This window comes from Mesocryomonas lacus, assembly GCF_055730135.2.
Map to the genome: position 1 here is coordinate 429,052 of NZ_JBUZWE020000001.1, position 25,300 is coordinate 454,351.

The 25,300-nt window shown below is 68.0% G+C and carries 28 protein-coding genes; 14 read left to right on the forward strand and 14 right to left on the reverse strand.

Annotation, left to right across the window (positions count from 1 at the left end; all coding sequences use genetic code 11):
- Nucleotides 1-177 precede the first annotated feature (177 nt).
- Nucleotides 178-837, forward strand: a complete 660-nt coding sequence (locus ACZLZY_RS02025; protein WP_472931949.1) for a DedA family protein — start codon at nucleotides 178-180, stop codon at nucleotides 835-837.
- 104 nt (nucleotides 838-941) lie between these two features.
- Here ACZLZY_RS02025 and ACZLZY_RS02030 read toward each other — a convergent pair whose 3' ends face one another.
- The gene (locus tag ACZLZY_RS02030; protein ID WP_472931746.1) at nucleotides 942-1,241 is read right to left on the reverse strand and encodes a hypothetical protein; all 300 of its coding nucleotides are present in this window, start codon (nucleotides 1,239-1,241) and stop codon (nucleotides 942-944) included.
- A gap of 413 nt (nucleotides 1,242-1,654) precedes the next feature.
- On the opposite strand from ACZLZY_RS02030, the gene adh reads away from it, so the two are divergent.
- The 4 genes from adh (at nucleotide 1,655) to ACZLZY_RS02050 (ending at nucleotide 5,798) form a co-directional block, all read left to right on the forward strand.
- A complete protein-coding gene (gene adh / locus ACZLZY_RS02035; RefSeq protein ID WP_472931748.1) occupies nucleotides 1,655-3,175 on the forward strand; it encodes an aldehyde dehydrogenase in 1,521 nt (506 codons plus the stop codon).
- 77 nt (nucleotides 3,176-3,252) lie between these two features.
- Nucleotides 3,253-3,633, forward strand: coding sequence for a DUF779 domain-containing protein (locus tag ACZLZY_RS02040; protein WP_472931749.1), 381 nt, complete (start codon nucleotides 3,253-3,255; stop codon nucleotides 3,631-3,633).
- Between the two features lie 216 nt (nucleotides 3,634-3,849).
- Nucleotides 3,850-4,854 (forward strand): ribosome small subunit-dependent GTPase A, encoded by a 1,005-nt coding sequence (gene rsgA, locus ACZLZY_RS02045; RefSeq protein ID WP_472931950.1) that lies wholly within the window; start codon nucleotides 3,850-3,852, stop codon nucleotides 4,852-4,854.
- Nucleotides 4,855-4,967: 113 nt separating this feature from the next.
- Nucleotides 4,968-5,798 carry an aldo/keto reductase gene (locus tag ACZLZY_RS02050; RefSeq protein WP_472931750.1) on the forward strand — a complete coding sequence of 277 codons (831 nt, stop codon included), beginning with the start codon at nucleotides 4,968-4,970 and terminating at the stop codon, nucleotides 5,796-5,798.
- Nucleotides 5,799-5,861: 63 nt separating this feature from the next.
- Here the strand turns inward: ACZLZY_RS02050 and ACZLZY_RS02055 are convergent, their stop codons facing one another.
- Nucleotides 5,862-6,404, reverse strand: a complete 543-nt coding sequence (locus ACZLZY_RS02055; protein WP_472931751.1) for a gluconokinase — start codon at nucleotides 6,402-6,404, stop codon at nucleotides 5,862-5,864.
- A 90-nt stretch (nucleotides 6,405-6,494) separates the two neighbouring features.
- Nucleotides 6,495-7,262: an SDR family oxidoreductase gene (locus ACZLZY_RS02060; protein WP_472931752.1), complete on the reverse strand. Its 768-nt coding sequence runs from the start codon at nucleotides 7,260-7,262 to the stop codon at nucleotides 6,495-6,497.
- Nucleotides 7,263-7,393: 131 nt separating this feature from the next.
- Between ACZLZY_RS02060 and ACZLZY_RS02065 the strand changes: the two genes are divergently transcribed.
- Nucleotides 7,394-8,431 (forward strand): L-idonate 5-dehydrogenase, encoded by a 1,038-nt coding sequence (locus tag ACZLZY_RS02065; RefSeq protein ID WP_472931753.1) that lies wholly within the window; start codon nucleotides 7,394-7,396, stop codon nucleotides 8,429-8,431.
- 63 nt (nucleotides 8,432-8,494) lie between these two features.
- Here ACZLZY_RS02065 and ACZLZY_RS02070 read toward each other — a convergent pair whose 3' ends face one another.
- Nucleotides 8,495-9,358 carry a LysR substrate-binding domain-containing protein gene (locus ACZLZY_RS02070; RefSeq protein WP_472931755.1) on the reverse strand — a complete coding sequence of 288 codons (864 nt, stop codon included), beginning with the start codon at nucleotides 9,356-9,358 and terminating at the stop codon, nucleotides 8,495-8,497.
- A 42-nt stretch (nucleotides 9,359-9,400) separates the two neighbouring features.
- Nucleotides 9,401-10,633: a M24 family metallopeptidase gene (locus tag ACZLZY_RS02075; RefSeq protein WP_472931756.1), complete on the reverse strand. Its 1,233-nt coding sequence runs from the start codon at nucleotides 10,631-10,633 to the stop codon at nucleotides 9,401-9,403.
- Nucleotides 10,634-10,927: 294 nt separating this feature from the next.
- On the opposite strand from ACZLZY_RS02075, the gene ACZLZY_RS02080 reads away from it, so the two are divergent.
- Nucleotides 10,928-11,947, forward strand: coding sequence for an Ldh family oxidoreductase (locus ACZLZY_RS02080; RefSeq protein WP_496253505.1), 1,020 nt, complete (start codon nucleotides 10,928-10,930; stop codon nucleotides 11,945-11,947).
- 30 nt (nucleotides 11,948-11,977) lie between these two features.
- Here ACZLZY_RS02080 and ACZLZY_RS02085 read toward each other — a convergent pair whose 3' ends face one another.
- Complete coding sequence (locus tag ACZLZY_RS02085; protein WP_472931759.1) at nucleotides 11,978-12,571, reverse strand: GNAT family N-acetyltransferase; 594 nt, start codon at nucleotides 12,569-12,571, stop codon at nucleotides 11,978-11,980.
- A 208-nt stretch (nucleotides 12,572-12,779) separates the two neighbouring features.
- Here ACZLZY_RS02085 and ACZLZY_RS02090 point away from each other — a divergent pair, with 208 nt between their 5' ends.
- From ACZLZY_RS02090 to ACZLZY_RS02110, 5 genes are all read left to right on the forward strand, one after another.
- The gene (locus ACZLZY_RS02090) at nucleotides 12,780-13,394 is read left to right on the forward strand and encodes a dual specificity protein phosphatase family protein (protein WP_472931760.1); all 615 of its coding nucleotides are present in this window, start codon (nucleotides 12,780-12,782) and stop codon (nucleotides 13,392-13,394) included.
- On the forward strand, nucleotides 13,391-14,068 hold the full coding sequence (locus ACZLZY_RS02095) for a winged helix-turn-helix domain-containing protein (RefSeq protein ID WP_472931761.1): 678 nt from the start codon (nucleotides 13,391-13,393) through the stop codon (nucleotides 14,066-14,068). The genes ACZLZY_RS02090 and ACZLZY_RS02095 overlap by 4 nt, the downstream gene beginning before the upstream one ends.
- Nucleotides 14,055-15,524, forward strand: coding sequence for a sensor histidine kinase (locus tag ACZLZY_RS02100; RefSeq protein ID WP_472931762.1), 1,470 nt, complete (start codon nucleotides 14,055-14,057; stop codon nucleotides 15,522-15,524). Before ACZLZY_RS02095 ends, ACZLZY_RS02100 begins: the two co-directional genes overlap by 14 nt.
- A 158-nt stretch (nucleotides 15,525-15,682) precedes the next feature.
- The gene (locus ACZLZY_RS02105) at nucleotides 15,683-16,192 is read left to right on the forward strand and encodes a 2'-5' RNA ligase family protein (RefSeq protein WP_472931763.1); all 510 of its coding nucleotides are present in this window, start codon (nucleotides 15,683-15,685) and stop codon (nucleotides 16,190-16,192) included.
- 104 nt (nucleotides 16,193-16,296) lie between these two features.
- Nucleotides 16,297-16,548, forward strand: coding sequence for a hypothetical protein (locus ACZLZY_RS02110; RefSeq protein ID WP_472931764.1), 252 nt, complete (start codon nucleotides 16,297-16,299; stop codon nucleotides 16,546-16,548).
- Between the two features lie 108 nt (nucleotides 16,549-16,656).
- On the opposite strand, the gene ACZLZY_RS02115 is transcribed toward ACZLZY_RS02110, so the two are convergent.
- The gene (locus tag ACZLZY_RS02115) at nucleotides 16,657-18,207 is read right to left on the reverse strand and encodes a cation:proton antiporter (protein ID WP_472931766.1); all 1,551 of its coding nucleotides are present in this window, start codon (nucleotides 18,205-18,207) and stop codon (nucleotides 16,657-16,659) included.
- A 157-nt stretch (nucleotides 18,208-18,364) separates the two neighbouring features.
- A complete protein-coding gene (locus ACZLZY_RS02120) occupies nucleotides 18,365-19,282 on the reverse strand; it encodes a LysR family transcriptional regulator (RefSeq protein WP_472931767.1) in 918 nt (305 codons plus the stop codon).
- 116 nt (nucleotides 19,283-19,398) lie between these two features.
- Here ACZLZY_RS02120 and ACZLZY_RS02125 point away from each other — a divergent pair, with 116 nt between their 5' ends.
- The gene (locus tag ACZLZY_RS02125) at nucleotides 19,399-20,079 is read left to right on the forward strand and encodes a type 1 glutamine amidotransferase domain-containing protein (RefSeq protein ID WP_472931768.1); all 681 of its coding nucleotides are present in this window, start codon (nucleotides 19,399-19,401) and stop codon (nucleotides 20,077-20,079) included.
- Between the two features lie 138 nt (nucleotides 20,080-20,217).
- Here ACZLZY_RS02125 and ACZLZY_RS02130 read toward each other — a convergent pair whose 3' ends face one another.
- The 5 genes from ACZLZY_RS02130 to ACZLZY_RS02150 form a co-directional block, all read right to left on the reverse strand.
- Nucleotides 20,218-20,496, reverse strand: a complete 279-nt coding sequence (locus tag ACZLZY_RS02130; RefSeq protein WP_472931769.1) for a hypothetical protein — start codon at nucleotides 20,494-20,496, stop codon at nucleotides 20,218-20,220.
- The gene (locus ACZLZY_RS02135) at nucleotides 20,493-21,482 is read right to left on the reverse strand and encodes a dihydrodipicolinate synthase family protein (RefSeq protein ID WP_472931770.1); all 990 of its coding nucleotides are present in this window, start codon (nucleotides 21,480-21,482) and stop codon (nucleotides 20,493-20,495) included. Before ACZLZY_RS02135 ends, ACZLZY_RS02130 begins: the two co-directional genes overlap by 4 nt.
- Before the next feature lie 154 nt (nucleotides 21,483-21,636).
- The gene (locus ACZLZY_RS02140) at nucleotides 21,637-21,810 is read right to left on the reverse strand and encodes a hypothetical protein (RefSeq protein WP_472931771.1); all 174 of its coding nucleotides are present in this window, start codon (nucleotides 21,808-21,810) and stop codon (nucleotides 21,637-21,639) included.
- Nucleotides 21,811-21,986: 176 nt separating this feature from the next.
- Complete coding sequence (locus ACZLZY_RS02145) at nucleotides 21,987-22,505, reverse strand: PRC-barrel domain-containing protein (RefSeq protein WP_472931772.1); 519 nt, start codon at nucleotides 22,503-22,505, stop codon at nucleotides 21,987-21,989.
- A gap of 87 nt (nucleotides 22,506-22,592) precedes the next feature.
- Nucleotides 22,593-22,748 carry a hypothetical protein gene (locus ACZLZY_RS02150; RefSeq protein WP_472931773.1) on the reverse strand — a complete coding sequence of 52 codons (156 nt, stop codon included), beginning with the start codon at nucleotides 22,746-22,748 and terminating at the stop codon, nucleotides 22,593-22,595.
- A 283-nt stretch (nucleotides 22,749-23,031) separates the two neighbouring features.
- On the opposite strand from ACZLZY_RS02150, the gene ACZLZY_RS02155 reads away from it, so the two are divergent.
- Nucleotides 23,032-23,907: an SDR family oxidoreductase gene (locus tag ACZLZY_RS02155; RefSeq protein WP_472931775.1), complete on the forward strand. Its 876-nt coding sequence runs from the start codon at nucleotides 23,032-23,034 to the stop codon at nucleotides 23,905-23,907.
- Between the two features lie 193 nt (nucleotides 23,908-24,100).
- Here ACZLZY_RS02155 and ACZLZY_RS02160 read toward each other — a convergent pair whose 3' ends face one another.
- The gene (locus ACZLZY_RS02160; RefSeq protein ID WP_472931776.1) at nucleotides 24,101-25,153 is read right to left on the reverse strand and encodes a TIGR03032 family protein; all 1,053 of its coding nucleotides are present in this window, start codon (nucleotides 25,151-25,153) and stop codon (nucleotides 24,101-24,103) included.
- Nucleotides 25,154-25,300 lie beyond the last annotated feature (147 nt).

Here is a 25,300-nt window from a genome sequence, read left to right on the forward strand (position 1 = left end):
GGAGCGATGCAAGCGCGGAGCGCTGCGGGGGCCAGCCGTCACACGCCCTCTACAGAGCCGGGATAACGTTGCGCCATGGTAACGGGGCCGAAGGAAATCCGGCGCTGCAGCCGCCGGGCCGATTGCTCTCGCGACAAGTTTAGAGATTTTTCAAATGGCGGATGCTAAGGCCTGATGATGGAAGCATTTTTCGCCGATCTGACGCAGCTCCTGAAAGACAACCAGATGTGGGCGGGACCCATCGTTGGGCTGATTTCTTTCGGGGAATCCCTGGTGATTGTCGGGCTGCTGATTCCGGCGACGGCGGTCATGGTCGTCATCGGCGGATTGCTGGGGGCCGGCGTCGTCACCCCCGTTCCCGTGCTCATCGGCGCCGTCGTCGGCGCTGTCCTGGGCGACATCGTTTCCTACTTCCTTGGCCGCTGGCTCGGACCCAGCATCGTCCACAAATGGCCGCTTAACCGCTACCGCCATTCCGTTGCCAAGACCCGGCTGTTCTTCCGAAAATACGGCTTCGCCTCGGTCTTCATCGGCCGCTTCCTCGGCCCGATCCGCTCGACCGTCCCACTGGTCGCGGGCATGATGGCGATGGAGCAAAAACGCTTCCAGATCGCCAATGTTCTGTCTGCCTGCGTCTGGGCGCCGGTAATGCTCGCGCCGGGCTGGCTTGCGGGCCGTGGCATGATGGAGTTCGACGGCCTGACCGAGATGCACATCATCGGCCTGATCGGCCTGATCCTGCTGGCGACCGCCGTCGGCACCTATTTCGGCACCCGCCGCCTCAACACCCGCCGGCCGGGCCGAGTGCGCGTTATCAAAATGCCGCCGGTCGTCTGAACCGAGGCCGCAGGACAGGGCTATCCTCAGCCCGCCCCAACTCCTCAGCGCCGAGGCGCAGCCGCTATTTCTTCAGAAATGCAGGCCAGTGCCATGCGGGCGTCTCAGCTCTGCGGCTCGTTCGACCCATCGCGCGCGGCGGCAATAGCGGTGGCGCATTCCGGCGTTGCGCGGGTGAGGACTTCTTCCGGCGGGGTCATGCCGCTCCAGATGCCGACGACGTTGGTCGCCGCCCACCACGGATCCTCGCCGGCCTGGCGGATCAGCACCGGGGTCGCGCCGGCCACGCAGCGGGATATGCTGGAGACCGTCGCGGGCGACAGATTGCCGAAACGCTCGCCCATCTCCGCCTTGAGCGGATCGATGAGGAAGAACGAGATGAGGGCGACGAAGAAGGCTTCCATAGGTTCTATCCGGGAAAATGTCCGACATCACGAGCGGAGGCTCGCCAGAGGGGCCCGGACAGGGTCCTCGGCGAGATGGGGATGCGCGCTGACCCGAACAAGCGCTGTGACTCCGAAATGGTCGCGCCGCCAAAGCCGGCCGTGTGCCAGCCGTTGGCACGACAGGGCGGCCCGCGCCGCGACGAAGCAGGCCATCAATAGGCCGTTGACGATCGACGGCAATCCGCGCAATCTCCGGCCATCGGGGGAGGCCGTTCCGGGCGCCGAACTGCAGTTAGCAGCGAGCGTTTCGTGCAGCCACCTCCACCTTCGCCGTAGGCGCCATATGACCCGTGAAGGGCGAGGGGCAACGGCCTGAACACCCGCCGAAAGACGGCGGAGTGCGCAAGGCGCAACGATCCCGGGAGGATAAAATGTTCCAGCAGGCACTCGACCAGGTCTCGAAGAAGGTCCTGATCCGCGAGCAGTACGACAACTTCATCGGCGGCAAGTGGGTCGCGCCCTCCGACGGGCGCTACTTCGACAATCCGAGCCCGGTCACCGGCAAGCTTCTCTGCAAGGTCGCGCGCTCCAGCGCCGCCGACATCGAGCTCGCACTCGACGCCGCGCACAAGGCGAAGGACGCCTGGGGGTCGACCTCGGCCGCCGAGCGTTCGCGCATGCTGAACCGCATCGCCGATCGGATCGAGGAAAACCTCGACCTCCTCGCCATGGTCGAGACGCTCGACAACGGCAAGCCGATCCGCGAGACGACGCATGCCGACCTGCCGCTGGCGGTCGACCATTTCCGCTACTTCGCCGGCGCGATCCGGGCGCAGGAAGGCGGCATTTCCGAGATCGACAAGGATACCGTCGCCTACCACTTCCACGAGCCGCTCGGCGTCGTCGGCCAGATCATCCCGTGGAATTTTCCGCTGCTGATGGCGATCTGGAAGCTCGCCCCGGCGCTCGCCGCCGGCAACTGCATCGTCCTGAAGCCGGCCGAGCAGACCCCGCTCGCCATCCTCGTGCTGATGGAAATCCTCGGCGACATCATTCCCGAGGGCGTCGTCAACGTCGTCAACGGTTTCGGCGTCGAGGCCGGCAAGCCGCTGGCGCAGTCGACCCGCATCGCCAAGATCGCCTTCACTGGCGAGACGACGACGGGTCGCCTGATCATGCAGTACGCCTCGGAAAACCTCATCCCGATGACGCTGGAGCTCGGCGGCAAGTCGCCGAACATCTTCTTCGCCGACGTGATGGACGAGGACGACGACTTCTTCGACAAGGCGCTCGAAGGCTTTGCGATGTTCGCGCTGAACCAGGGAGAGGTCTGCACCTGCCCGAGCCGCGCGCTGGTGCACGAGTCGATCTACGACAAGTTCATGGAGCGGGCGGTCGCCCGGGTGAAGGCGATCAAACAGGGCCACCCGCTGGATCCCTCGACTATGATCGGCGCCCAGGCCTCGAACGACCAGCTGGAGAAGATCCTCTCCTACTTCGACATCGGCCGCCAGGAAGGCGCCGAGGTGCTCACCGGTGGCCAGCGCGCCAATCTCGAGGGCGAGTTGTCGGGCGGCTATTATGTCGAGCCGACGATCTTCGCCGGCCACAACAAGATGCGCGTCTTCCAGGAAGAGATCTTCGGCCCGGTGGTGTCCGTGACGAAGTTCAAGGACGACGCGGACGCGATGGCGATCGCCAACGACACGCTCTACGGCCTCGGCGCCGGCGTCTGGACCCGCAACGGCACGCGCGCCTACCGCTTCGGCCGCGGCATCCAGGCCGGCCGCGTCTGGACCAACTGCTACCACGCCTATCCCGCCCACGCGGCGTTCGGCGGCTACAAGCAGTCCGGCATCGGCCGCGAGAACCACAAGATGATGCTCGACCACTATCAGCAGACCAAGAACATGCTGGTCAGCTACTCGCCGAAGGCGCTCGGCTTCTTCTGAAGCCGCCCGGCGTAAGGCTTGAAACATCGGCGGCGGGAGCGATCCCGCCGCCGATGCCGGTTTGAAAGGAGACGAGAATGGTCGAGCGTGTCACCATCACCGAGGCGGCGAGCGCCATGGTCCGCCAGCTGCAGGCCGCGCACGGGCCGCTGATCTTCCACCAGTCCGGCGGCTGCTGCGACGGCTCGGCACCGATGTGCTACCCGAAAGGCGATTTCCGGACCGGCGGGCAGGACGTGCTGCTCGGCGAGATCGACGGCTGCGACTTCTTCATGGGGGCGGCACAGTTCGACTACTGGAAGCATACCGCCCTCATCATCGACATCGTGCCCGGCCGCGGCTCGGGTTTTTCGCTGGAGGCGCCGGAGGGCGTGCGCTTCCTCACGCGCTCGCGGCTGTTCACCGACGCCGAGAATGCCGAGTTGGACGCTGCGGGTCCGCCCGCGCGCGGCGGCTGAGCGTTATTCCGTCGGGCTCTTCCGTGCCCTTCGGACAGGTGCCTGTCCGGCTGTTGCCAAGCGCGGGTTGACCACCCTATAGACCGCGGCAGCCGCAGAAGGCCGCGACACTCCGCACCGAGGGTGGCGCGACCCTGGTCCTCCCGCCATCCCCTCTCCAGAAGGCGACTTGCCCTTGAGCCTCTCTTGAACCCTTCCGGCGATGGCGCCCCGACGATGACGCTGCCGGCGCTCGGCTGGTCTGATTTCTATGCCGAGCAGGTAACGGCGGAGGAGGCGGGCTTCGAGCCCCGACGGATCGCCACCGTCCACCGCTCCCGCCTCACCGCCATCGCCCAGTCGGGCCCGACGCGGCTCGTGCTGCCCGCCAATACCCAGACCGGCGACTTTGCCGTCGGCGACTGGGTGCTCGCCGACCCAAAGACCGACCAGCTGCACCGCCGCCTCGACCGGCTGAGTGTCCTCTCCCGACGCATCGAAGGGCTCCCAACGCCGCAGCTCGCCGCGGCCAACGTCGACACGCTGTTCATCGTCACCTCCTGCAACGCCGACTTCAACGCGGCGCGACTCGAGCGCTATCTGGCGCTCGCCAACCAGGCTGGCACGGATCCGGTGATCCTCCTGACCAAGGCCGACATGGCCGATGATCCGCAATCCTATCTCGACCAGGCGGCGGCGCTCCAGCGCGACTTGCCGGTGCTGATCGTCAACCCGCGCGCCGACGACGCCGGCGCGGCGCTCGCGCCCTGGTGCGGTCCGGGGCGGACCGTCGCGCTGGTCGGCTCCTCCGGCGTCGGCAAGTCGACGCTGGTCAATTCGCTCGCCGGGCTCGCGCCGGCCGAGGCACAGCTGACCGGCGGCGTGCGCGAAAGCGACGCCAAGGGTCGGCACACCACGACGTCGCGCTCGCTGCACGCCATCGCCGGCGGTGGCTGGGTCATCGACACGCCAGGCATGCGCACGCTGCATGTCAGCGACGCCGCCGAGGGCATCGACACGCTGTTTGCCGAGATCACCGAGCTCGCGCCGCTCTGCCGCTTCCGCGACTGCACCCATGCGCACGAGCCCGGCTGCGCGGTTCGGGCGGCGGTCGAGGCCGGCACGCTCGACCCGGATCGCCTCGCGCGCTGGCGCAAGCTGCAAGACGAGAACCGCGGCAACACCAAGGTGCAGACCGGTCCGCGCGGCAACAAGGGCGCGGGCTACGTCAAGAAGCGCTGACGCGCCGTTCAGCCTCGCGCCTCGGCTCGCGCCGGCAGCGCCGCCCTTCCGAAACCACCGCTGGCGCCTACCTCCTCTCCGGAACGTTCGGCGGTGAACGAGGAGAGACGGACATGCAACAGGTGACGCTGCCCAGCGGCGAGACGGTCCCGGCATTGGGGCAAGGGACCTGGATGATGGGCGAAAACGCCGCCCGCCGGCCCGACGAGATCGCCGCCCTGCGCCGCGGCATCGACCTCGGCATGACGCTGATCGACACGGCCGAGATGTACGGCGACGGCGCCTCGGAGGAGCTGGTGCGCGAAGCGGTCGGGACGCGGCGCGACGAGATCTTCCTCGTCACCAAGGCCTACCCGCAGAACGCCTCGCGCGCGCGGCTGCCCGAGGCCTGCGACCGCAGCCTGAAGCGCCTCGGCACCGATCGCATCGACCTCTACCTCCTGCACTGGCGCGGCGGCGTGCCGCTGGACGAGACGGTGGCGGCGATGAAGGCGCTGCAGGTGGCCGGCAAGATCCGCCACTGGGGCGTCAGCAATCTCGACGGCGACGACATGGCAGAACTCGTGGACGTCGGCGGCGGCGACTGCGCCACCGACCAGATCCTCTACAACCTCACCCGCCGGGGTCCGGAGTTCGACCTCTTGCCCTTGCTCGAGGGCCGGTCTATCCCGGTTATGGCCTACAGCCCGGTCGAACAAGGTCGGCTGATCCGGCACAAGGGGTTGGCGGAGGTCGCCGCGCGGCTGGAGGCGACCCCGGCACAAGTTGCGCTCGCCTGGCTGCTGCGGCGGGAAAACCTCATCGCAATCCCGAAGGCCGGCACGCCCGCGCATGTCGAGGAAAATGCCCGCGCCCGCGACCTCGTGCTGACACCGGACGACCTCGAGCGTCTCGACGCCGCCTTTCCGCCGCCGCGCAAGGCGGTGCCGCTGGAGATGCTGTAGCCGCGGCAGCAGCGCCGTGCGTTCTGCGGCATACTGCGCGAATGCCGCAGGCCCTTGGCGGCGTTAATTCCGCGTCGGCAGTTCCAGCCGCCGGCCGACCAACTCCGCGAGGGTCTCCGGAGGCTCGCGGCAGTCGAGGGTGATGACGTTCTCGCTTTCGGGCGAGGGCACTTCGAGCGTCGCCAGCTGGCTGTCGAGGAGCGTCGGCGGCATGTAGTGGCCCTTGCGCTGCGCCAGCCGCTCAGCGATGACCTCGCGGCTCCCGTCGAGGAAGGCGAAGAGCAGGCCCGGACACGCGTCGGCGAGCTTCCGGCGGTAGCTTTTCTTTAGCGCCGAGCAGGCCAGCACAGTTGCCTCGCCCGTCGCCGCGGATTGGGCGAGGCGTTCGGCCAGCCGGTCGAGCCAAGGCCACCGCTCCATATCGGTCAGCGGAATGCCGGCGCGCATCTTGGCGACGTTCTCCGGCGGGTGGAAATCGTCGGCATCGAGAAAGATGAAGCCGTAGCGGTCCTTGATGGCCAGGCCGAGGGTCGACTTGCCGGTGCCCGACACGCCCATCACCACGACCACGGGCAGCGGGTTGGCCTGCTTTGAAGCGGTGCTCATTGGATGGCCCCTCGCGCTACTGCAACGGCGGCGGGCAGTTCGCTTGTCATACGTATTGTTCCTCAGGAGGGATGTCGGCGGCGTGGCGTCTCAAAGGGTCGCAAGCACGCCGCCGTCGACGTAGAGGATCTGACCGTTGACGAAGTTCGAGGCGTCGGAGGCGAGGAAGATCGCCGCGCCCTGCAGTTCCTCGACCTTGCCCCAGCGGCCCGCGGGGGTCCGGGTCTTCAACCATTTGTCGAAGTCGGCGTCCGCCATCAGCGCCTGGTTCAGCGGCGTCTCGAAATAGCCGGGGCCGATGGCGTTGATCTGCAGCCCGTGTCGCGCCCAGTCCGTGCACATGCCCTTGGTCAAGTTGTTCACCGCGCCCTTGGTGGCGGTGTACGGGGCGATGGAGTAGCGGGCGGCGGCGCTCTGGAGGCTGGCGATGTTGATGATCTTGCCGCGACCGCGGCCGATCATGTGCCGCGCGACCGCTTGGCCGACATAGAAGACCGAGTCGACATTGGCGCGCATGATCTCGTGCCAGGTCTCGGTCGGATAATCCTCCAGCGGCGCCCGGCGCTGGATGCCGGCATTGTTCACCAGGATGTCGATCGGACCGACCGCCGCCTCGATGCCGTCGACCCCGGCGCGGACGGCGTCGACCTCGGTGACGTCGAAGCTGGCGATCGAGGTCTGGATGCCGTCGGCCTCGAGGCGCTCGGCGGCGGCTTCGAGCTTGGCCTCGTCGCGGCCGTTGAGGACGACGTGCGCGCCCGCTCTGCCGAGACCTTCGGCGAGCGCGAAGCCGATGCCCTGGCCGGAGCCGGTGACGAGGGCGGTGCGGCCGGTGAGATCGAACAGTTTCAACGACATCCCGGCGTTCCCCTCGCGGCCGCGGGCGCCAAGCGCCGGGCCGTCTTTCCGCTTTTCCGCGTGCTATTCCATGTTATCCCTAGCACCGCAAGCCGGCGGAACGCCCGGCAAGATCTGGGAAACATGCCGTTATGCGCGCTGCCGTCATCCATGCCGCCAAGGACCTTCGCATCGACGAGCGGGAGGCGGCGACGGCCGGCCCGGGCGAAGTGCTGGTTCGCTTCGGCGCCGGCGGCATCTGCGGATCCGACCTGTCCTACTGGGGCAAGGGCCGGGTCGGCGACTTCGCGCTGCGCGAGCCGCTGGTGCTCGGCCACGAGATTTCCGGCGAGGTGATCGCGCTGGGCGACGGCGTCTCCAGCCTCGCGCTCGGCCAGCGGGTCGCGGTCAATCCGAGCCGTCCCTGCCTCCACTGCGACTACTGCCGGGCCGGGCGCGGCAATCTCTGCCGGAACATGCGCTTCTTCGGCTCGGCGGCGATCTTCCCGCACGTCCAGGGCGCCTTCTCCGAGACCTTCGTCTGCCGCGCCGACCAAGCAGTGCCGGTGCCGGCGACCATGTCCTTCGCCAAGGCGGCGCTCGCCGAGCCGCTGGCAGTGGCACTGCATGGCGTCCGCCGCGCCGGCGAGCTGCTCGGCAAGCGCGTCGTGATCGCCGGCGCCGGCCCGATCGGCATGCTGGTGGCGCTGGCGGTGCGGCGCGCCGGCGCGAGCTTCATCGCCATCACCGACCTCGTCGACCAGCCCCTCGCGCTGGCGCTCAGCGCCGGTGTCGACGAGACGATCAACGTCGGCACGCGCCCCGAGCAGCTGGCCGCCTATGAGGCCGACAAGGGCTTCTTCGACGTGGCGCTGGAGGCGACGGGCTCGCCGCTGGCGCTGTCCTCGCTGTTCAGGGTGGTTCGGCCGAGCGGGCGCGTGGTGCAGCTCGGCATGATGCCGCCGGGCGAGATCCCGCTGCCGGCGAACCTCCTGATGGCGCGCGAGATCGATTTCGTCGGCGCCTTCCGCTTCGCCGAGGAGTTCCACACCGCCGTCGACTGGCTGGCGCGCGACCTCGTCGACGTCGCGCCGGTGATGTCGGCCGAGCTGCCGATGGAGCGCCTCAGCGAAGCCTTCGAACTCGCCGCCGACCGCCGCTGGGCGATCAAGGTGCACCTGCACTTCTAGCCGGCGAGACCGCTTTGGTTGCGGGCGCAGGGAAGAGCGCGCCCGTGTGGCGTCCCGCCCTTCTCAGATGGTCTTTTCGGCGAAGAGGTCGGCGAGCCTGGCGGCAAGGCTCTGCGCGACCGCCGACTGCTTCGAGTTTTCGGCGAGATAGATCCCGATCACGACATCGGCGAGCGGCGGAAGGTCGTTGGCCGGTCCGAGCTCCCGGAGCCCCGGCGGCAGGACCCGACGGGCCATTGCCGTGATGCCGAGCCCCGAGGCGACGGCGGCGGCGATCCCGGACTGGCTGGGCGAGGCGTAGACGAAGTCGAAGGCGCGGCCGGCGCGCTGCAAGGCCGTCAGCATGCCGCGGCGGTAAAGGCATCCTTCGGGATAGCCGACGAGCCGCACCGGTTCGCCGGCGCCGTGGGGCAGGGGCACCGGGCCACCTGCCCAGACGAGGCCCTCGCGCCAGGTCATGAAGGCGCCTTCGGCCGGGCCGTCGGCGGTCATCGCGACGACGATGTCGTAGGCGCCATGATGCAGGTCCCGCAACAGGGCCGCCGACAGGTCGTAGGTGACATCGAAGGTCATCCCCGCACCATCGGCCCCGAGCCCGCCGAGTAGGTGCGGCAGGAAATGGTCGGCATAGTCGTTGGCAAGGCCGAGGCGCAGGCTGCCGCGGGCGTTGCGCCGGGCGAGGCGGAGCATCATGTCGTCGTTGAGGGCGAGGATCTGCCGTGCAAAACCGGCGACGATCTCGCCCGCCTCCGTCAGCTCGGTGCCGCCCTTGCGCAGCAGCGGTGCGCCGACAAGGTCCTGCAGCTTCTTCATCTGCAGGCTGATGGCGGGCTGGGTCCGCCCGAGCCGTTCGCCGGCGCGGGTGAAGCCCTTGAGGTCGATGATGGCGACGAAGGCCCGCAGGAGATCGGTCGGGATGCTGCGCAAGGTTCACCCTCCCTCGTCGGAAAGCTTATCCTAGCGCAGATTTCATCCCCGCACGATGTTGTGCTCCGGTCCGAACGGGAAATGCGTGATGTTCTCGGCGCCGTTCTCGCCGAGGACGAGGATGTCGTGTTCGCGGTATCCGCCGGCGCCCGGCATGCCCTCCGGCAGGCTCAGCATTGGCTCCATCGAGACGACCATGCCGGGCTTCAGGACCGTGTTCACATCCTCGCGCAGTTCGACGCCGGCCTCCCGGCCGTAATAGTGCGAGAGCACGCCGAAGGAATGTCCGTAGCCGAAGGAGCGGTATCCGAGCAGGCCCTCCGCCCGGTAGAGGTCGTTCAGCTCTGCTGCGATGTCGCCGCAGCGGGCGCCCGGCCTCAGGATCTCCAGTCCGCGGCGGTGCACCCGGACATTTGCCTCCCAGATGGCAAGGCTCGCATTGTCGCAATGGTCGAGGAACAGCGTCCGCTCGAGCGCGGTGTAGTAGCCGGCGATCATCGGGAAGCAGTTGAGCGAGAGGATGTCGCCCCGCCGCAGCCGGCGCGACGTCACCGGGTTGTGCGCGCCGTCGGTGTTGATGCCGGACTGGAACCAGGTCCATGTGTCCATCAGCTCGGCATGCGGCAGGACGGTGGCGATGTGCCGAACCATCGCCTGCGTCCCGGCAAGCGCGATCTCGTGCTCGGCGGCGCCGTTCCGGATGGCAGCCCGCACCGCCACGCCGCCGATATCGGCGGTCTCTGCGCCGAGACGGATCAGCGCGATCTCCTCGGCCGACTTGATCGTGCGCATCCACATCACCGGCTGGCCGAGGTCGACCAGCTCGCAGCCGGGAAACGCGTCCTGCAGCTGGCGGTGCAGTTCGAGGGTCATGTGCTCGAACTCGATGCCGATGCGGCGGCAGTCCTTCAGCTCGCTTTGCAGCGCGTGCAAGAAATTGTCCTTTCGCCAGTCGGTATAGGTGATGTTGTCGCCGAAGGTGCGCCGGAACGGCTGGCCCGCATCGATCCCCGCCGACACCGAGACCGCCCGTGCCGGGGTGACCACGAAGGCATAGCGCCGGCCGAAGGAGCAGTAGAGGAAGTCCGCGAAGTAGTTGATGTTGTGATAGGACGTCAGCAGCGCCGCATCGAGGTCGAGGTCGGCGAGGATGCCGCGCAGGCCATCCTGCCGCCGCTGCATCTCGGCGGCCGAGAAGGTCGGCACCGCCTTCTCGCCATTGTGCATGCGCTGGACGCGCAGGAGGTCGTTGGTCACGGCGACATGCTGGTTCATGGGGGCCTCTTCGGGTCGGCGCATGCGGCATGAGAACCGCCATCCGCTGGAGATTAGGAGAGAGCGACCGCGGCTTTGAAATGAGAAAGCGCAATCGTCCCATCAGCCTTCCTCATGCAGTGCGTCTGATCCCGCGCCCGAGGAGGCACAGCGCCGCAGCCGGATGATCTCTTCGGCAGGTGGCTGGACAGACCGGCCCAGCCGGTGACACCGTCCCGCAACAAGGCCAACACCCCGGTAGGACTGCCTGCCGGTGGAAGGAAAGCCGAACTCAGAGGGCATGATATGGATGCGATGGCTGGCGAACGGGTGACGTTCGAGGCACTGGTGCATCGGCTGCAGCCGATCTTCGAACGGCATGGCTGCTCGCCCGAGGTCGCCCGGCTGCTTGCGGAAAACTGTGCCGCGGCGGAGCGGGACGGCGCCGCCAGCCACGGCCTGTTCCGCATGAAGGGTTATGTCGACAGTCTCAACGCAAACGGCTGGGTCGACGGCCGCGCCGTTCCGGTCGTCGAGGACGCCGCATCCGGCTTCCTACGCATCGACGGCCGCAACGGCTTCACCGTGCCGGCGCTTGCCGCCGGGCGGTCGGAAGCGGTCGCGCGGGCAAGGGCGAACGGCGTCGCCGTCATCGCCATCCGCAATTCGCACCATCTCGGCGCCTTGTCGCTCGACGTCGAGCCGTTCGCGGAGGAGGGGCTGGTAGCCCTTGCCTTCATCAACTCGATGAAGAGCGTCGTACCGCAAGGCGGGCAGAGGGCGGTGCTCGGTACCAACCCCATCGCCTTCGCCAGCCCACGCGCCGACGGACCGCCGCTGGTGTTCGACATGGCGACCTCCGCGATGGCGAACGGCGATGTTCAGGTCGCCCGGCGGGAGGGCCGCGCGCTGGACGAAGGTGTCGGCGTCGACCGCGAGGGCGAGCCGACGACGGATCCCGCCGCCGTGCTGGAGGGCGGTGCGCTCCGCCCCTTCGGCGGCCACAAGGGTGCAGCGCTCTCGGTGATGGTCGAGATCCTCTGCGCGGCACTGGTCGGCGGAAAGTTTTCGGCCGAGGTGGATCTCTCCTCGCATCCCGGCGCGCATACCCCGCACACCGGCCAGTCGCTGATCCTCATCAATCCCCAGGCCGGGCGCGGCGCGCTGCCGGACTTCGCCGTCCGGGTCGAGCAGCTCCTCCATCTGCTGAACGACGCCGGACAGGACCGCCTGCCCGGAGACCGCCGCCTCTCGGCGCGGGCGCGGTCGGCGCAAGACGGCATTGCCGTTTCGGCCGAGATGAACGCACTGCTGGAGCGGTTGGAGACGGCGTGAGCCTGCCGGGTGGAGCGCGTGTCGCGGCCCTCAGCCGGCCAGCAGCGGGATGTGCGGTGCGACATCCGGCGGCGCCAAGCCATCCAGGCGCGGGTCGGGGGCGATCTCGACCTCGCGCTTGTAGGCGGTGAAGCCGGAGCGGGTGTAGAAGGCAATGGCCCTTGGATGGTCGAGCGTGCAGGTGTGCAGCCAGAACCGCCGGATCGGATGCGCAAACGCCTTCTCGATCGCGCGGTTCATCAGAAAACGCCCAGCCGGCCCGCCGATCAGCGACTGCGAGAGCCCGAAGAACAGCAGCTCGCACTCGCCTTCCCGCCGGAAATCGAGCTCGAGCAGGCCGAGCCCGCCCTTTCCGTCGCTCAGCCGGTAGATCTCCAACCCTGAAGGCGCGATCTCGGCGGCCAGCGCCGCATCGTCCATCGCCAGACGGCTGAACCAGAGCCAGTCGATCCCGACAGCGCGGTAGAGCTCCCGGTAGGCCGCGAGATCGGCAGCCATCCGCTCCAGCTGCCAGCCGTCCCCGACCGTTTCCGGCCGCAGCTCGGGGCGCCCAGTCATCTCGAGATAGGTGACGATGGTGGCGAGCATCCCTTGCGGGACGGCGTGAAATCCGGCGGTCAGCATCGTGTGGAACTCCCAGGCGCGAACAGGCCAGCGGCATCCGTGCCGGCCTCGTTCCGACTACGATATTCCAGCGCCCGCCGCAGCCGCAAAAGCCAGGTTGCAGAAGCGAAGTTATCAGGCGCCGGCATTGGCGATCGGTATAGTTCCGGCCATCGGTTCAAGGGGGAGACGCCTCTATCACGGGGAAAGTTCTCGTAACGAGGTGCCGATGTCCCGTTTGCAAATTCGCCTGCGCCTGGCCTTGGTGGCGGTTCTCGTCCTCCTATCGCCGGCGCTCGGCTACGCCGCCTACCAGCATGTCACCGGCAATCTGCATGTGGTGGAGGATGGCATGCTCTACCGCTCGGGGCAGCTGGACGGGCCGGCGCTGACCAAGCTCGTCCTCGACAAGAACATCCGCACGATCATCAACCTGCGCGGGGCGCATCCGGACACCAACTGGTATGCCGCAGAGAACTCGGTCGCCGATGGGTACGGCGTGCGGTACATCCCGATCCCGCTGTCTTCGGCCGAAGAGCCGGACATGGCGACCATGCTGGCGCTTGCCAATGCAGAGCGCAATGCGCCGGGCCCGCTGCTCGTCCACTGCCGCAGCGGCGCCGACCGCACCGGGCTCGCCGCGGCGATCTACGAACTGGTGGTCGCCGGCAGCAGCAAGGAGGCGGCCGCCAGCCAGCTCTCGCCGTTCTACGGGCATTTTCCCTGGTTCGGCTCGCGCACGGCGGCAATGGACCGGGCCTTTGCAAAATTCGCGGAATACTGGGACGCGTCGGGGCGACGTGCTGTAGCCTTCGGCGACAGGGAGATGTTGGCTGCCAAATGAAAATCCTGCTGATTGAAGACGATAGACAGACCGCTGACTATATCGTCGGCGGCCTCGCCCAGGAGGGTCATGATCTGGACCATTCCGCGAATGGGCCGAACGGGCTCGAGCTCGCCTGCACCCGTGACTACGACGTGATGATCGTTGACCGCATGCTGCCGGGCCTCGACGGCCTGTCGATCGTACGCGCTTTGCGATCGTCCGGCCGGGATACGCCGGTACTGTTCCTGACGGCGGTGGGCGGCGTCGACGACCGGGTCGAGGGCCTCGAGGCCGGCGGCGACGACTATCTGCTGAAGCCTTTCGCCTTCTCGGAGATGATGGCGCGGATCAACGCGCTTGGCCGAAGGGCCCCGAGCCGCAAGGAGGAGACGGTGCTGAAGGTCGGCGCGCTCGAGATGAACCTGATCGCCCGCACGGTGGTGCGCGATGGGGTCGCCATCGAGCTGCAGCCGCGGGAGTTCCGGTTGCTGGAATATCTGATGCGCAACCGGGGCCGGGTGCTGACGCGGACCATGCTGCTGGAGCGTGTCTGGGACTTTCACTTCGATCCGAAGACCAATGTGGTGGAGACCCATGTCAGCCGCCTCAGATCAAAGGTGGACAAGCCGTTCGAGAAGGAGATGATCCGCACCGTACGAGGCGCTGGATATTCGCTCAATGCACCTGCCTGAACAGTTTCGCTCGACCTCCTTCCGCCTCGGCCTCGGCTACTCCTTGCTGCTGCTGGTCTCCGTCGTACTGATTCTCGGCGTGACCTATTTCAAGGCGACGTCGGAGGTCGACGGCATCGTTCGCCGGTCGATCGACGAGGATATGGGGGCGCTGAGCGATGCCTGGACGACGGGCGGGCTCGAAGGCCTCAGCGCCGACATTGCGCGGCGTTCCAACAGTGTTTCCGACGACCATTTCTACCTTCTCACCCGCGAAGACGGCAGCAAGATTGCCGGTAATCTACCGGCGGAAGTCTGGTTGGACGGCTGGAGCGAGCGCAAGCTGAAGCGCTCGGTGATCAAGCAGAGCCCCGCTCTCGTGAATGCCGCCAGCCTCAACAGCGATCACGAGGTTCGGCTCTTCGGCGTCGGGGCGGTGATTGGCGGCTACAGGGTGATGGCCGCGCGCAACTCGCATATTCTCGACGAGACGCAGGAGATCATCCTCGCTGCCCTGCTCTGGGGTTGCGTCGTCTCGGTGCTTCTGGCGCTCGGCGGCGGATTGGTCGTCAGCATCGGCCCGACGCGCCGCGTCGATGCGATCGCCTCCGCGATGCGGGCGATCGCCGCCGGGCGTTTCGACCTTCGGCTGCCGATCGCCGGCAAGCGCGACGAGCTCGACCGGCTGTCGAGCGACATCAACGCCATGCTGGCCCGCATCGACGTGCTGATGAGCAGCCTGCGCCAGGTCTCCACCGACATCGCCCACGATCTGCGCACGCCACTGGCCCGGCTGCGGCAAACGCTGGAGGCGGCTCAGGACGGCGATGCCGCCGGGACGCTGCGCAAGAGCACGCTCGACGGGGCGGTCGCCGAAGTCGATTCGATCATCGAGACCTTCAACGCGCTGCTGCGGATCGCCCAGATCGAGGCCGGCGCGCGCAAAGCGAAATTCCGCTCCATCGACCTCTCCGTCCTCCTGACGCAGTTGCAGGACGTGTTCGATACCGTGGCGGATGCGAGCGGCCACCGCATGGAGCTCGACGTCTCCGGCGACCTCCAGATCTTCGGCGACCGCGATCTTCTCCAGCAGCTCTTCGCCAACCTCATCGAGAACGCGATCACCCATGCCCCGGCACCGGCCTTGATCAGGCTGTGGGCAAGGGCTGAGGGCGGCGCGGTCGTCGCAGGGGTCAGCGATGACGGGCCCGGTGTCCCGGTCGAGGAGCGCGAGCGCATCTTCCGGCGGCTCTACCGGCTGGACCGCAGCCGCACGACGCCCGGCAACGGCCTCGGCCTCGCCCTCGTGGCGGCGATCGTGGACCTTCACGATGCGCGGATCGAGGCCGCCGACAACGCACCGGGGCTGATCATGCGCGTCGTGTTTCCGCCGTTGATCGCCGAGACCGCGGGTCTGGCGTCCAATCTGCCGCGGCGTGCTGCCTTGGCGGCACCAACCGCCCTCCAGAAGGCCTGAATCGCCGTCATCGCCGTGCGTCGTGGCGCCGGCAGGGCTTCACCGCGCCAGTATCACGCGGGTTTGTGGTGGCGGAGTGCCGCCTAGGCGCCAGATGGGAAACCTCCCGGCCTCGCTTCCCGCAGACGGGTAGGGCCAGGCCAGCCGGAGAATGCCCCGTGGAAGACGCACCCCTGATCCTGACACTGCAGTTCGACGCCGACAGTTTTGCGCATTTCGATCGGATGCGCCGGCAGTATTTTCCGCCGGCCCGCAATTTCATCCCTGCGCACCTCACACTGTTCCACCATCTGCCCGGCGACCGCTATGCCGAGGTATCGGCCGCCGTGGCGGAGAAGGCATCCGACTCTGCTCCCTTCACCGTGGCGGTGAGCGGCCTTCGCTTTCTCGGGCAAGGCACTGCCTACGCGATCGAGAGCGCAGCCCTCTCGGCACTACGTGCAGGCCTTGCCGCCCACTTCGCGGACGCGCTGACACGGCAGGACGCGCAAGGGTTCCGGCCGCACGTGACCATCCAGAACAAGACTTCTGCGGCGGCGGCAAGGAAGACGTTTGACGCGCTTGCAGATGACTTCGAGCCTTTCGAGGTCACCGCAACCGGCCTCTTGCTCTGGCACTATCGCGGCGGGCCCTGGGAGTCCGCGGGAGAATTCGCCTTCGCCCGTTGAACTGGCCGATGCTGGTTGGACGGACTGGTGCGCGGCTTTAACAGCGGAACCCTCGCCTTAGGTAGATGTTCCTGATATGTTCTAAGCGGACATCAGGGCGGGATATGGTTCAGTCGATCAAGAGCTTTTCGGACGGGCTGAGGAAAGGGCTCGGCATCCTCGTGCGGTGCGAATGCGGTAAGCGGGCGATCTTCCGCGCCTCCGACTTCATGGACGTCATCGCGCCGGGCGAGGACATCGAAGCGCGCGTCTGGCGCTGCACCTGGTGCCGCAAGCGTGCGAGATTTGTCCGTTACGTTCCACTGGACGGCGTGGATCGCGAGGACCTGTCGCGCTGGTCGCCGCGGCCCAGCTAAGCCGATGTCGAAGGAGCAGGCATCCCGGCGGGTCGCCGGTTCCAGTCTGCGAGTACGCTGGCCGGGGACAACGGGTCGGCGACCAGAACACTCATGCGGGTGTCAGACCTAGGTGCGGGTGGCGACCGCGAGATCGGCAAGGTCCAGTTCCTCTTCGATGAGATGGAAGGCTTCGTCGCCGATGGTTCCGTCGCGCCGGAGGGCGAGAAGACGGTTGCGCCGGGCGATAAGGGCCTTTGCCCGCAGCGCCTTCTCCGGCGGGGTCGGCCGTCCAAAACCTTCTTCGGCCGCTTCCGCCACCCGTTTCTCGGCTTCCAGCTCGGCACGCAGCGCGGCCGCCCCGGGCGAGGCGTCGTCCCGCACGGCCGCAATGCCGGCATCGGATGTCGCCATACGCGCCTCGCGCACTTCGCGGGCGACCGGGTCGTCCTCCTCGAGCCCGAAAGCCATCACCAGCGGGCGCAGCGTCAGACCTTGGATCACGAGCGTCCCGAGGGTCACGGCAAAGGCCGAGAACAGCAGCATGCCGCGTTCGGGGAAATCTGTCGGCAAAGCCAGGGCGGTGGCGACGGTGACAATGCCCCGCGTGCCGGCCCAGCCGACGATCACGCCCGTTCGCCAGTCTGGCAGGAGACCGCCCTCGACCGTTGCGCCGTCGGTCCGGGCGATCTGCCACCGGCTCCAGAAGGCCGCGGCGATGGTCCAGACCAGCCGGACGCCGATCACGGTTGCCAGCACGGCCGCCCCGACGACCATCCAGTGCCGGAGTTCGTCCGGGGAGGCCGATGCGATGACCGGACCGAGTTCCAGGCCGATGATGAGGAAGGCGAGGACGTTGAGGACGACGACCGCCGTTTCCCAGACGGCGAAGGAGGGAAGGCGCAGCCGGGCGGTGGGGTAGGCGGAGGGCAGCCGCGCCAGCGTCATCCCGTAGATGACGATCGTCAGGATCGGCGACAGCGCCAGCCGCTCGGCCAGAACCCAGACGCCGAAGGTCGACACGAACTGCACGATGATGGACGTCGGCGCATCCTCGATCCGGCCGGTGACGAGGCCGACGAGCCAGGCCAGCGCCAGGCCTGCCACCAGGCTGCCGACCAGCGACAGGAGAAAGGCCGGGGCGATCACCTCGGCACCGATGCCGCCGCCCGAAGCGACCGCCGCGAGCGCCAGCCGGTAGATCAGCAAGGTCGAGGCGTCGTTGAGGAGCGCCTCGTTGCGCAGGATCACGGCGATGCGGTGCGGCAGCTTGACGTCGCGCAGCACCGTCGTCGCAGCCACCGCGTCGGGCGGGGCGACGATGGCGCCGATGGCGATGGCGGCCGCCCAGGGGATGGTCGGCACCAGGAGGTGAACGACCACGGCTACCGCTGCGGTCGTCAGGCCGACGGCGACGAGCGCAAGGCTCAGCGCTGCGCCCCAGTTGCGCCGGAGGTCGCGCAGGGACGTGTCGTAGGCCGCATCCAGCAGCACCGGCGCGACGAAGAGGGCCAGCACCAGCGACGGGTCGAGGTTGAAGTCGATATCGATCGGCGCGATCGCCAGCGCGACGCCGACGAGCGCCAGCAGAACGGGATAGGGCAGGTGCCAGCGACGCGCGAGACCGAGCATCAGCACCCCGACAGCCAGCATCGCGACGATGGTTTCAAACACGATCATGGCGGGCTTTCGGGGGGTGATTCGCAAGCCGTCACATAGAGCGCCGGCTGCAGATCACCAATCCCGCACATTCTGTGGGCGCGTGGCCCGTCGAAGGGCGGCGCTCCAAGCCTCGCCCATAAAGTCATCCGCGTGCCTTCCACCGGATGGCGTCCTGCTAGTCCGGCGGTCGCTCGGCCGACAACTCCTTTGCCAGTGCGATGACCAGCGAGCGCACCCAGCGATGGGCGGGATCGTTGCGGTAGCGGACGTGCCAGCCGAGATCGACCGGAAAGGTGCCGAGGTCGACAGGCGCCGGCACGACCTTCAGCCGGGGGTCGCGGGCGATGTGGCGGCAGATCAGCCACGGCAAGGTGGCGCAGTAGTCGGTGACCGCGACGATTTCCGGAACGGCGAGGAAATGCGTGACGGACACGGCGACCTCGCGCCGCACGCCCCGCCGCTCCAGCGCCTGGAACAGCCCCGCGCGCAGGCGGCCGGGGGGCAGCACGTTAACGTGCTGGAGGCTCTCGTAGACCGACTGCGAAAGGCTTGCCCCCACCTCCGGGTGGCCGGCCCTGACGACGCAGGCCAGCCCGTCGTCCATCAGGTGCTGAACCACCAGGCTGTCCGGCGGCTCGACGATCCGGCCGAGCACCATGGCGGTTTCCCCCGACATCGCGCCGGTCTCGACCAGATCATTGCCGAAGGGGACGAGACGGAGCCGGATGCCCGGCGCCTCGGCCTGCAGGCGGGCGACGACCCGGGGCATCAGGACAAACTCGACATAGCTGTTCGGTGCGATGGTGATCAGCCGTTCCGCCTTTGCCGGATCGAATTCCTGCTGACTGCGAACCGCCTCCTCGATCGCCGACAGCGACGCCGCGATCACCGGCAGGAGTTCCAGCGCCACCGGCGTCGGCTTCATGCCATAGCGCTCGCGCACGAAAAGCGGGTCGCCGAGCATGGTGCGCAGGCGGGCGAGGGCGTTCGACAAAGCAGGCTGGGTGATCCCCAGCCGCTCGGCGGCGCGGGTGACGCTGCGCTCCTCCATGAGGGTCACGAACACCGGCAGGAGGTTGAGGTCGTAGCGCATGCAGTCATGCTGCAGAGTGAATGTCTGAAATTCAACAGATAAATTGGATTTATGACCGATAGACGCTCACAAGAGCGCTTCGCCCAATCGATCCCTCTTCCAGACAGGAACGACCGATGAAGATCCTCATGGTCCTCACCTCGCACGACCAGCTCGGCAATACCGGCCGCAAGACCGGTTTCTGGCTCGAAGAGCTGGCCGCGCCCTACTACGTCTTCAAGGATGCAGGCGCCGAGATCACGCTGGCCTCGCCGGCCGGCGGCCAGCCGCCGCTTGACCCGAAGAGCAACGAGCCCGACGCCCAGTCGGACGCGACCCACCGTTTCGAGGCGGATGCCGCGGCGAAGGCCCAGCTCGCCAGCACGGTCCGGCTCGACACGCTTGCCCAGGAAGACTTCGACACCGTCTTCTATCCCGGCGGCCACGGCCCGCTCTGGGACCTCGCCGAGGACCCGAACTCGGTCAAGCTGATCGAAGACTTCATCGCCGCCGGTAAGCCGGTGGCGCTGGTATGTCATGCGCCGGGCGTCCTGCGCCACGTCAAGACGCCGGCGGGCCGTCCGCTGGTCGAAGGCAAGCGCGTGACCGGCTTCACCAACAGCGAGGAAGCCGCCGTCGGCCTCACCGACATCGTGCCCTTCCTCGTCGAGGACGAACTTGTCGCCAAGGGCGGACAGTATGAAAAGGGCGCGGACTGGGCCGAGTACGTCGTCACCGACGGGCTGCTGACCACCGGGCAGAACCCCGGTTCGTCGGCGCTCGCGGCCAAGGTCCTCCTCAAGCACCTCGCGGCGTAGAGATCGAAGATCGGGCAACACGCCCGGTCGTGAACGAGCCTTAGAACCTCGATGCCGTGCGCCCTATCCGGCGCACGGCATACGCGCCATACGGCCGGAAGCACCGGCCGCATTTCGTCCGGCTCCGCATCCGAAGGTTCAGACCGGTCCACGGCCGTTCCGCTCGGCGTGCCCGCCGGCCTCCAGCACGCACACCTCCTCGCGGCATTTCTCGAGCAGACGCCGGGTTGATGCCAGGAGTGCTTCCTGCGCGAAGTCCGGGGTTGCGTGCTTCAGCTGGCGCTGAAGGTCCTCGCCACGTTCTACGCCTTGCCTTATCCAGCCGAGGACGGCTGCGGCGTCGGCGGGCTCCGTCGGCGCAGACCGGCCGCCGCAGAGCTTCGTGCCATCGGCGGGCTCTTTGTCCGGTGGCGTCATCGCCCGCGACCCCCGCTGATGCGGCGCTCCCGGTGAGCCTGGGACGGCTTGCCGAGAAGGGCGGAATGGGCGTTTGGCATCGTTTCCTCCAGTTCCGCCGTGGTCATTTTGAACAGCGCCGTCTCTACCTCGATCTCGGCACTGCGTTCGAGCGGCACCAGTGGAAGGCGCACGCTGCTCTCGAGCCCGCGGCGAAGCAGCAGCGCGTATTTCAGTGCGGCGACGCCGTGCGCCTCCACCGCCGCGATCAGCGGCATCAGCCGGGCGTGCAGCACGCAGGCGCGACGGACGTTTCCGTCCCGGCACGCCTCTCGGAGCGCCAGCACCTCCGGGGGTGCGAGATTGGCGATGGCGCTGAACAGGCCATCGGCACCACTGAAGCAGGAGGCGGGACAGGTGGTCTCGTTCGCCGCCAACAATTGCGTCGCCCCGGGTGCGCGCCCGAAATCATCGCCTGCAGAAAGAACGGCGCTGTGGTCGATCCGCCCGACGACGCCGTCGATCCGCACCAGCTTGGCGATGTCGCGCGCGCCGAGGCTGCACCGCGTCCGGGCCTCGTCGAACTCGACGTAGACAGGCAGATCCACCGCCATCGTGATCCGCTCGACGTGTCGCCGGACACCCGCGACGTTCGGCCGGCTGTAGGACGGCGTGACGACGATGACCGCGTCGGCGCCGGCCGCCTCGGCATCCGCGGCGTAGGTCTCGGCCCTTGCCGTGTCGTTGCTGCTGACGTCGGCGTAGACCCGCATCGGGCCGGCGACCTCCGCAGCCAGCGACACCAGCCGCTGCCGCTCCTTTCGCGACAAAGTGGCGCCTTCGCCGATCCATCCTGCGACAGCGACGGCGGGAATCCCACTGTCGCGCTGGAACGCGAAGCTGCGCCGCCAGGACGTCTCGTCGATGATAGGACTGGTTCCGCTGGCGCCATCGGCAGGCGAGGAGAAGGGCGTCACGAGCGAGGTGACGACACCGGGCGTGTTCATGGGATGGCCTCGATATTCAGGGAGAGGGTGAGGGGCTGCGACGGACCGATGCCGTCCTGGCATCAGCTGAGGGTCAGGGCGTAGAGGCTGCCCATCGCCATCATCGCGGCGGAGACGGTGACGAGAAGGAGCGCCGCGACGACAGCCTGCGCGCTCAAGCCAGGCGCTCCACGGCCGAACGGGCCGATACCGGGGCCGCTTGCCCGAGTTCCGTCCAGGCGAACCGCAAGGCGGCGTCGCGGCTGACGAAGATGCCGCCCCATTGGTCGCCGGTTCCGCTGACGACCCAGCGACCGTCGCCGTCCTGTTTCAGCGCGAAGAGGGACATCGGCGCCCCGGGAGAAGGATACCGGGCGATAGACGACGGGTTCATGGTGGGCATGCGAGGAAGACCTTCGCTGTTGCAGATACCCCTTGAATCCGCCTTTCCGCGTAAGTTTTCGATACGGAAGAGGGGCCGTCTCCGTAGTGTTTCGGCAAGGACAGGCTTCGTCCGGCGTCCTTTCAGTCGCCGGCATAGGCCGGCATGCCAGCGAGGTCCTGCCGGCTGAGGCTGACCTCGACGTGGTCGGCGGGACTCACCTGCCAGCGGGTCGGCGTGCGCGTCATCAGGTCCTCGAGAAGGCCTGCGGCACTCTTGCCGGCCGGGGCGGTCGGCGCTGGCGGCGTTTTTCGGTGAGCCGCTTCTGCCGCCGGCACGAGGCTCAGCAAGGCCATCGGCACCGCAACAGTTCGCGTCGCCACCCCGATAAACGCCCCGACATCGAGCGTCACCGCCACCACGCGGCCGCTGGCGTCGACCAGCACGTCATCGACGGTGCCAACGCGCTGTCCTTGCGGCCCGAAAACCATCGAACCAACGAGCCTCGACACCCGGATCCGCCTCGCGTCGGCAGCGGTGGCCGCCGAGCCAACCGTCTCGCGCTCGTCCGGCGAAGCCGTGTGCCGCCGCTCGGACGAGGTCGGATCCGGATGGCCAACCATCGCTGCCATGATCGCGACCGCGGCGGCGACCGCCAGCACGCGGCGTCGCCCGCGACGGGCTGGCGGAGGCGACGCGGGACGGCGGCCCGGCCCGCCGACGTCCGACGCTATCAGCCGGACGCGCATTCAGGATCGCTCCGGTTCGGCGGCCGCTGCCAAAGCGAGGGCAGGGGCGGACAGCATGGCATGGGCGAGACCGAGCGTCGCGACCGGCTGAGCGAGGAGCGTGGCGGCTGCGAGCAGTCCGGTGAGGACGACGTCATTGCGAAGGTGAGACAGCATGAACTCTTCCCGGCCCGAGAGCCCGTTCGACACGGCGCCATGGCACCATCCGGGGATAGGCCGATGCGCTCCGCTGCGACGATCGGTCTTCGCGCATAAGGTTTCGAGATGGATTTTGGCCCTGCCGCATCAAGATTGAGGGCGGCAGGCGCTCGCGCGGCGAAGGGTCGAGCGGGGAGCTGTCGGCCTTCGAACGCATTCCGGCACGGGGATCGGCCTTGGTGCGGGAGCGATATCCGTGACGGATCGTTGCTGCCCTGACCTTCAAACGACAGGAACAGAGATGACCGACGATCCCCGCACCAGCCAGCCCACACAGTTTCCCGGAGAGACGATGCAGCAGCTTCCCGGCTTTGAGGAGAAGATGCACACGCGGCCCGACCATGGCGAAGAGAGCTATGTCGGCAAGGGCCTTCTCGAGGGCCGCGTCGCGCTGATCACCGGCGGCGATTCGGGCATCGGCAAGGCAGTCGCGATCGCCTATGCCCGCGAGGGCGCGGACGTCGCGATCTCCTATCTCCCGACCGAGCAGGCCGATGCCGAGGACACCAAGGCCTGGGTCGAGAAGTCCGGACGCCGCTGCGTCCTCGTGCCGGGCGACCTCCGCGACCGCGATCTCTGCGCCGACCTCGTGGCACAAACGGTTTCGGAGCTCGGCGGTCTCGACATTCTCGTGAACAACGCCGCCGCGCAGACGACAAACGAGGATCTCGCCAGCATCGATGACGACGAGATGCAGGATGCCTTCGCCGTCAACGTCTTCGCGATGCTGCGCCTGGCGAAGGCCGCGGCGCCGCACATGAAGCCGGGCTCGGCGATCGTCAACTCGACGAGCATCCAGGCCAAGGTCGCCACCGAAAACATGATCGTCTATGCCGCGACGAAGGGCGCGATTTCGAGCCTCACGATCGGCCTGTCCAACCTCCTGGCGCCGAAGGGCATCCGCGTCAACGCTGTCGCGCCCGGCCCGGTCTGGACGCCCATCCAGGTCATCGCCAAGGAGCCGGACGAGCTGGAGAAACTCGGCCATAACACCCCGCTCGCCCGCGCCGGCCAGCCGGCGGAACTTGCCCCCGCCTACGTTCTCCTGGCCTCGCGCGAGGGCAGCTACATGTCCGGCGCCGTCATCCCGGTCACCGGCGGCCTGCCGATGTACTGATTGCCCCCTGCGACGGGCGCCGAACGCCGGCCTGGCGTCGTCGCTCGTCGCGGGGCAAGAGCCCGGCAGGGTAGGGGAGCGACGGGTCGGCGCAGGGGAAGCAGGACGGCGGGGACGGCGCCGTGCCAAAAATGTGCGTGCGAGGGGTCAGCAGCCCGTTTCACGCTCTCCGATCGACCGGACGCGGTCGATCTCATTGGACGCCAATCGAGGCCAAGCGCCGCGCACCCGGCAGGACGGCCACGTCGAACAGCTCGTGCACGGCGCCCTCCAGGCGAAGCCACTCCACCGTGTCACCCGTGTGGGTGTCGATGACGAGCAGCCCGCAGCGCGCGTCGGCATCCCGCACTGCCAGCGCCGCATCGAGTGGCAGCCCGGAGAATTTCTGGCCGCGCGGCAGGGAGAGGCCGACGATCGCGAAGCGGCCGACGAAGGCGAGGCCCCGCGCATAGCCCGGGCAGAACGCCACCGGCTCGAAGCGCCCCGAGCCGGTGTCGACGAGGCCAAGCTCGCCGGTGCCGGAATTCAGGATCCACAACCAGCCGTCCTGAAGGCGCGGCGAGTGCGGCATGGACAGGCCGGAAGCGACGGCCTCGCCGGACGTGACGTCGATCAAGAGCCCGCCGTCCGCGCGCCAGTCGCGCCAGCCGTCCGCGACATCCGAGCGCGACGCGGCGGTGACGAAGTGCGGGGTTCCGGTCTCGTCGGTCGCCATGCCGTTGAGGTGGCAGCGGTCTTCGGGGGCCAGCTTCGAGATAAACGGGGGCCGCCATAGCGGGCGGAAAGAACCGCCGTCCGAAACCGTTGCGAGGCACGAGAATAAGGTGTTGGCAAAGACCGGCCGACCATCGGGCCCGAAAGCGACGTCGTGGACGTCGAGGTCGCCGGTGTTCCAGGTAGCCTGCGGCGACAACAGCGCGTCATAGCCCTCGTCGCCGCTGGCCCCCGCCTTCTCACCGGCCGGCACGACGTTGTCGAAGCGGATGATCTGGTTGCGCGTGGCCATCAGCACCGATCTCCCATCCGCCGACACGTCGAGGCCCATCGGGCGGGGGAAGCTGCGCTCTACGACCGAGAGGCGTCCGCCGTGCGTGCCGATCCGGAAAAGCCTGTCCGCCTGGTCTGTGGTGAAGAGGAGGCTGGCCCCTTGCGCGGCCAGCCAGTCGGGGAAGCCCCGCGAGGAGGTGACGACGAGATCCTCGCTGCCGCCGGGGCTGGCCGGGGCGATCATCGAAGCGGCGCTCACGCCAGGGCCTCGCCACGGACGCCGCAGATCGGACGGGTGGCTTGGAGCAGAAGCGCAGGGGCGGAGCGGCGTCGGATCGGCATGAACGGGTCTCTGCTCAGGGGCCGGCACTGCGACGCGGGACAGGCGGCTGCGCGCCCTGCTTGC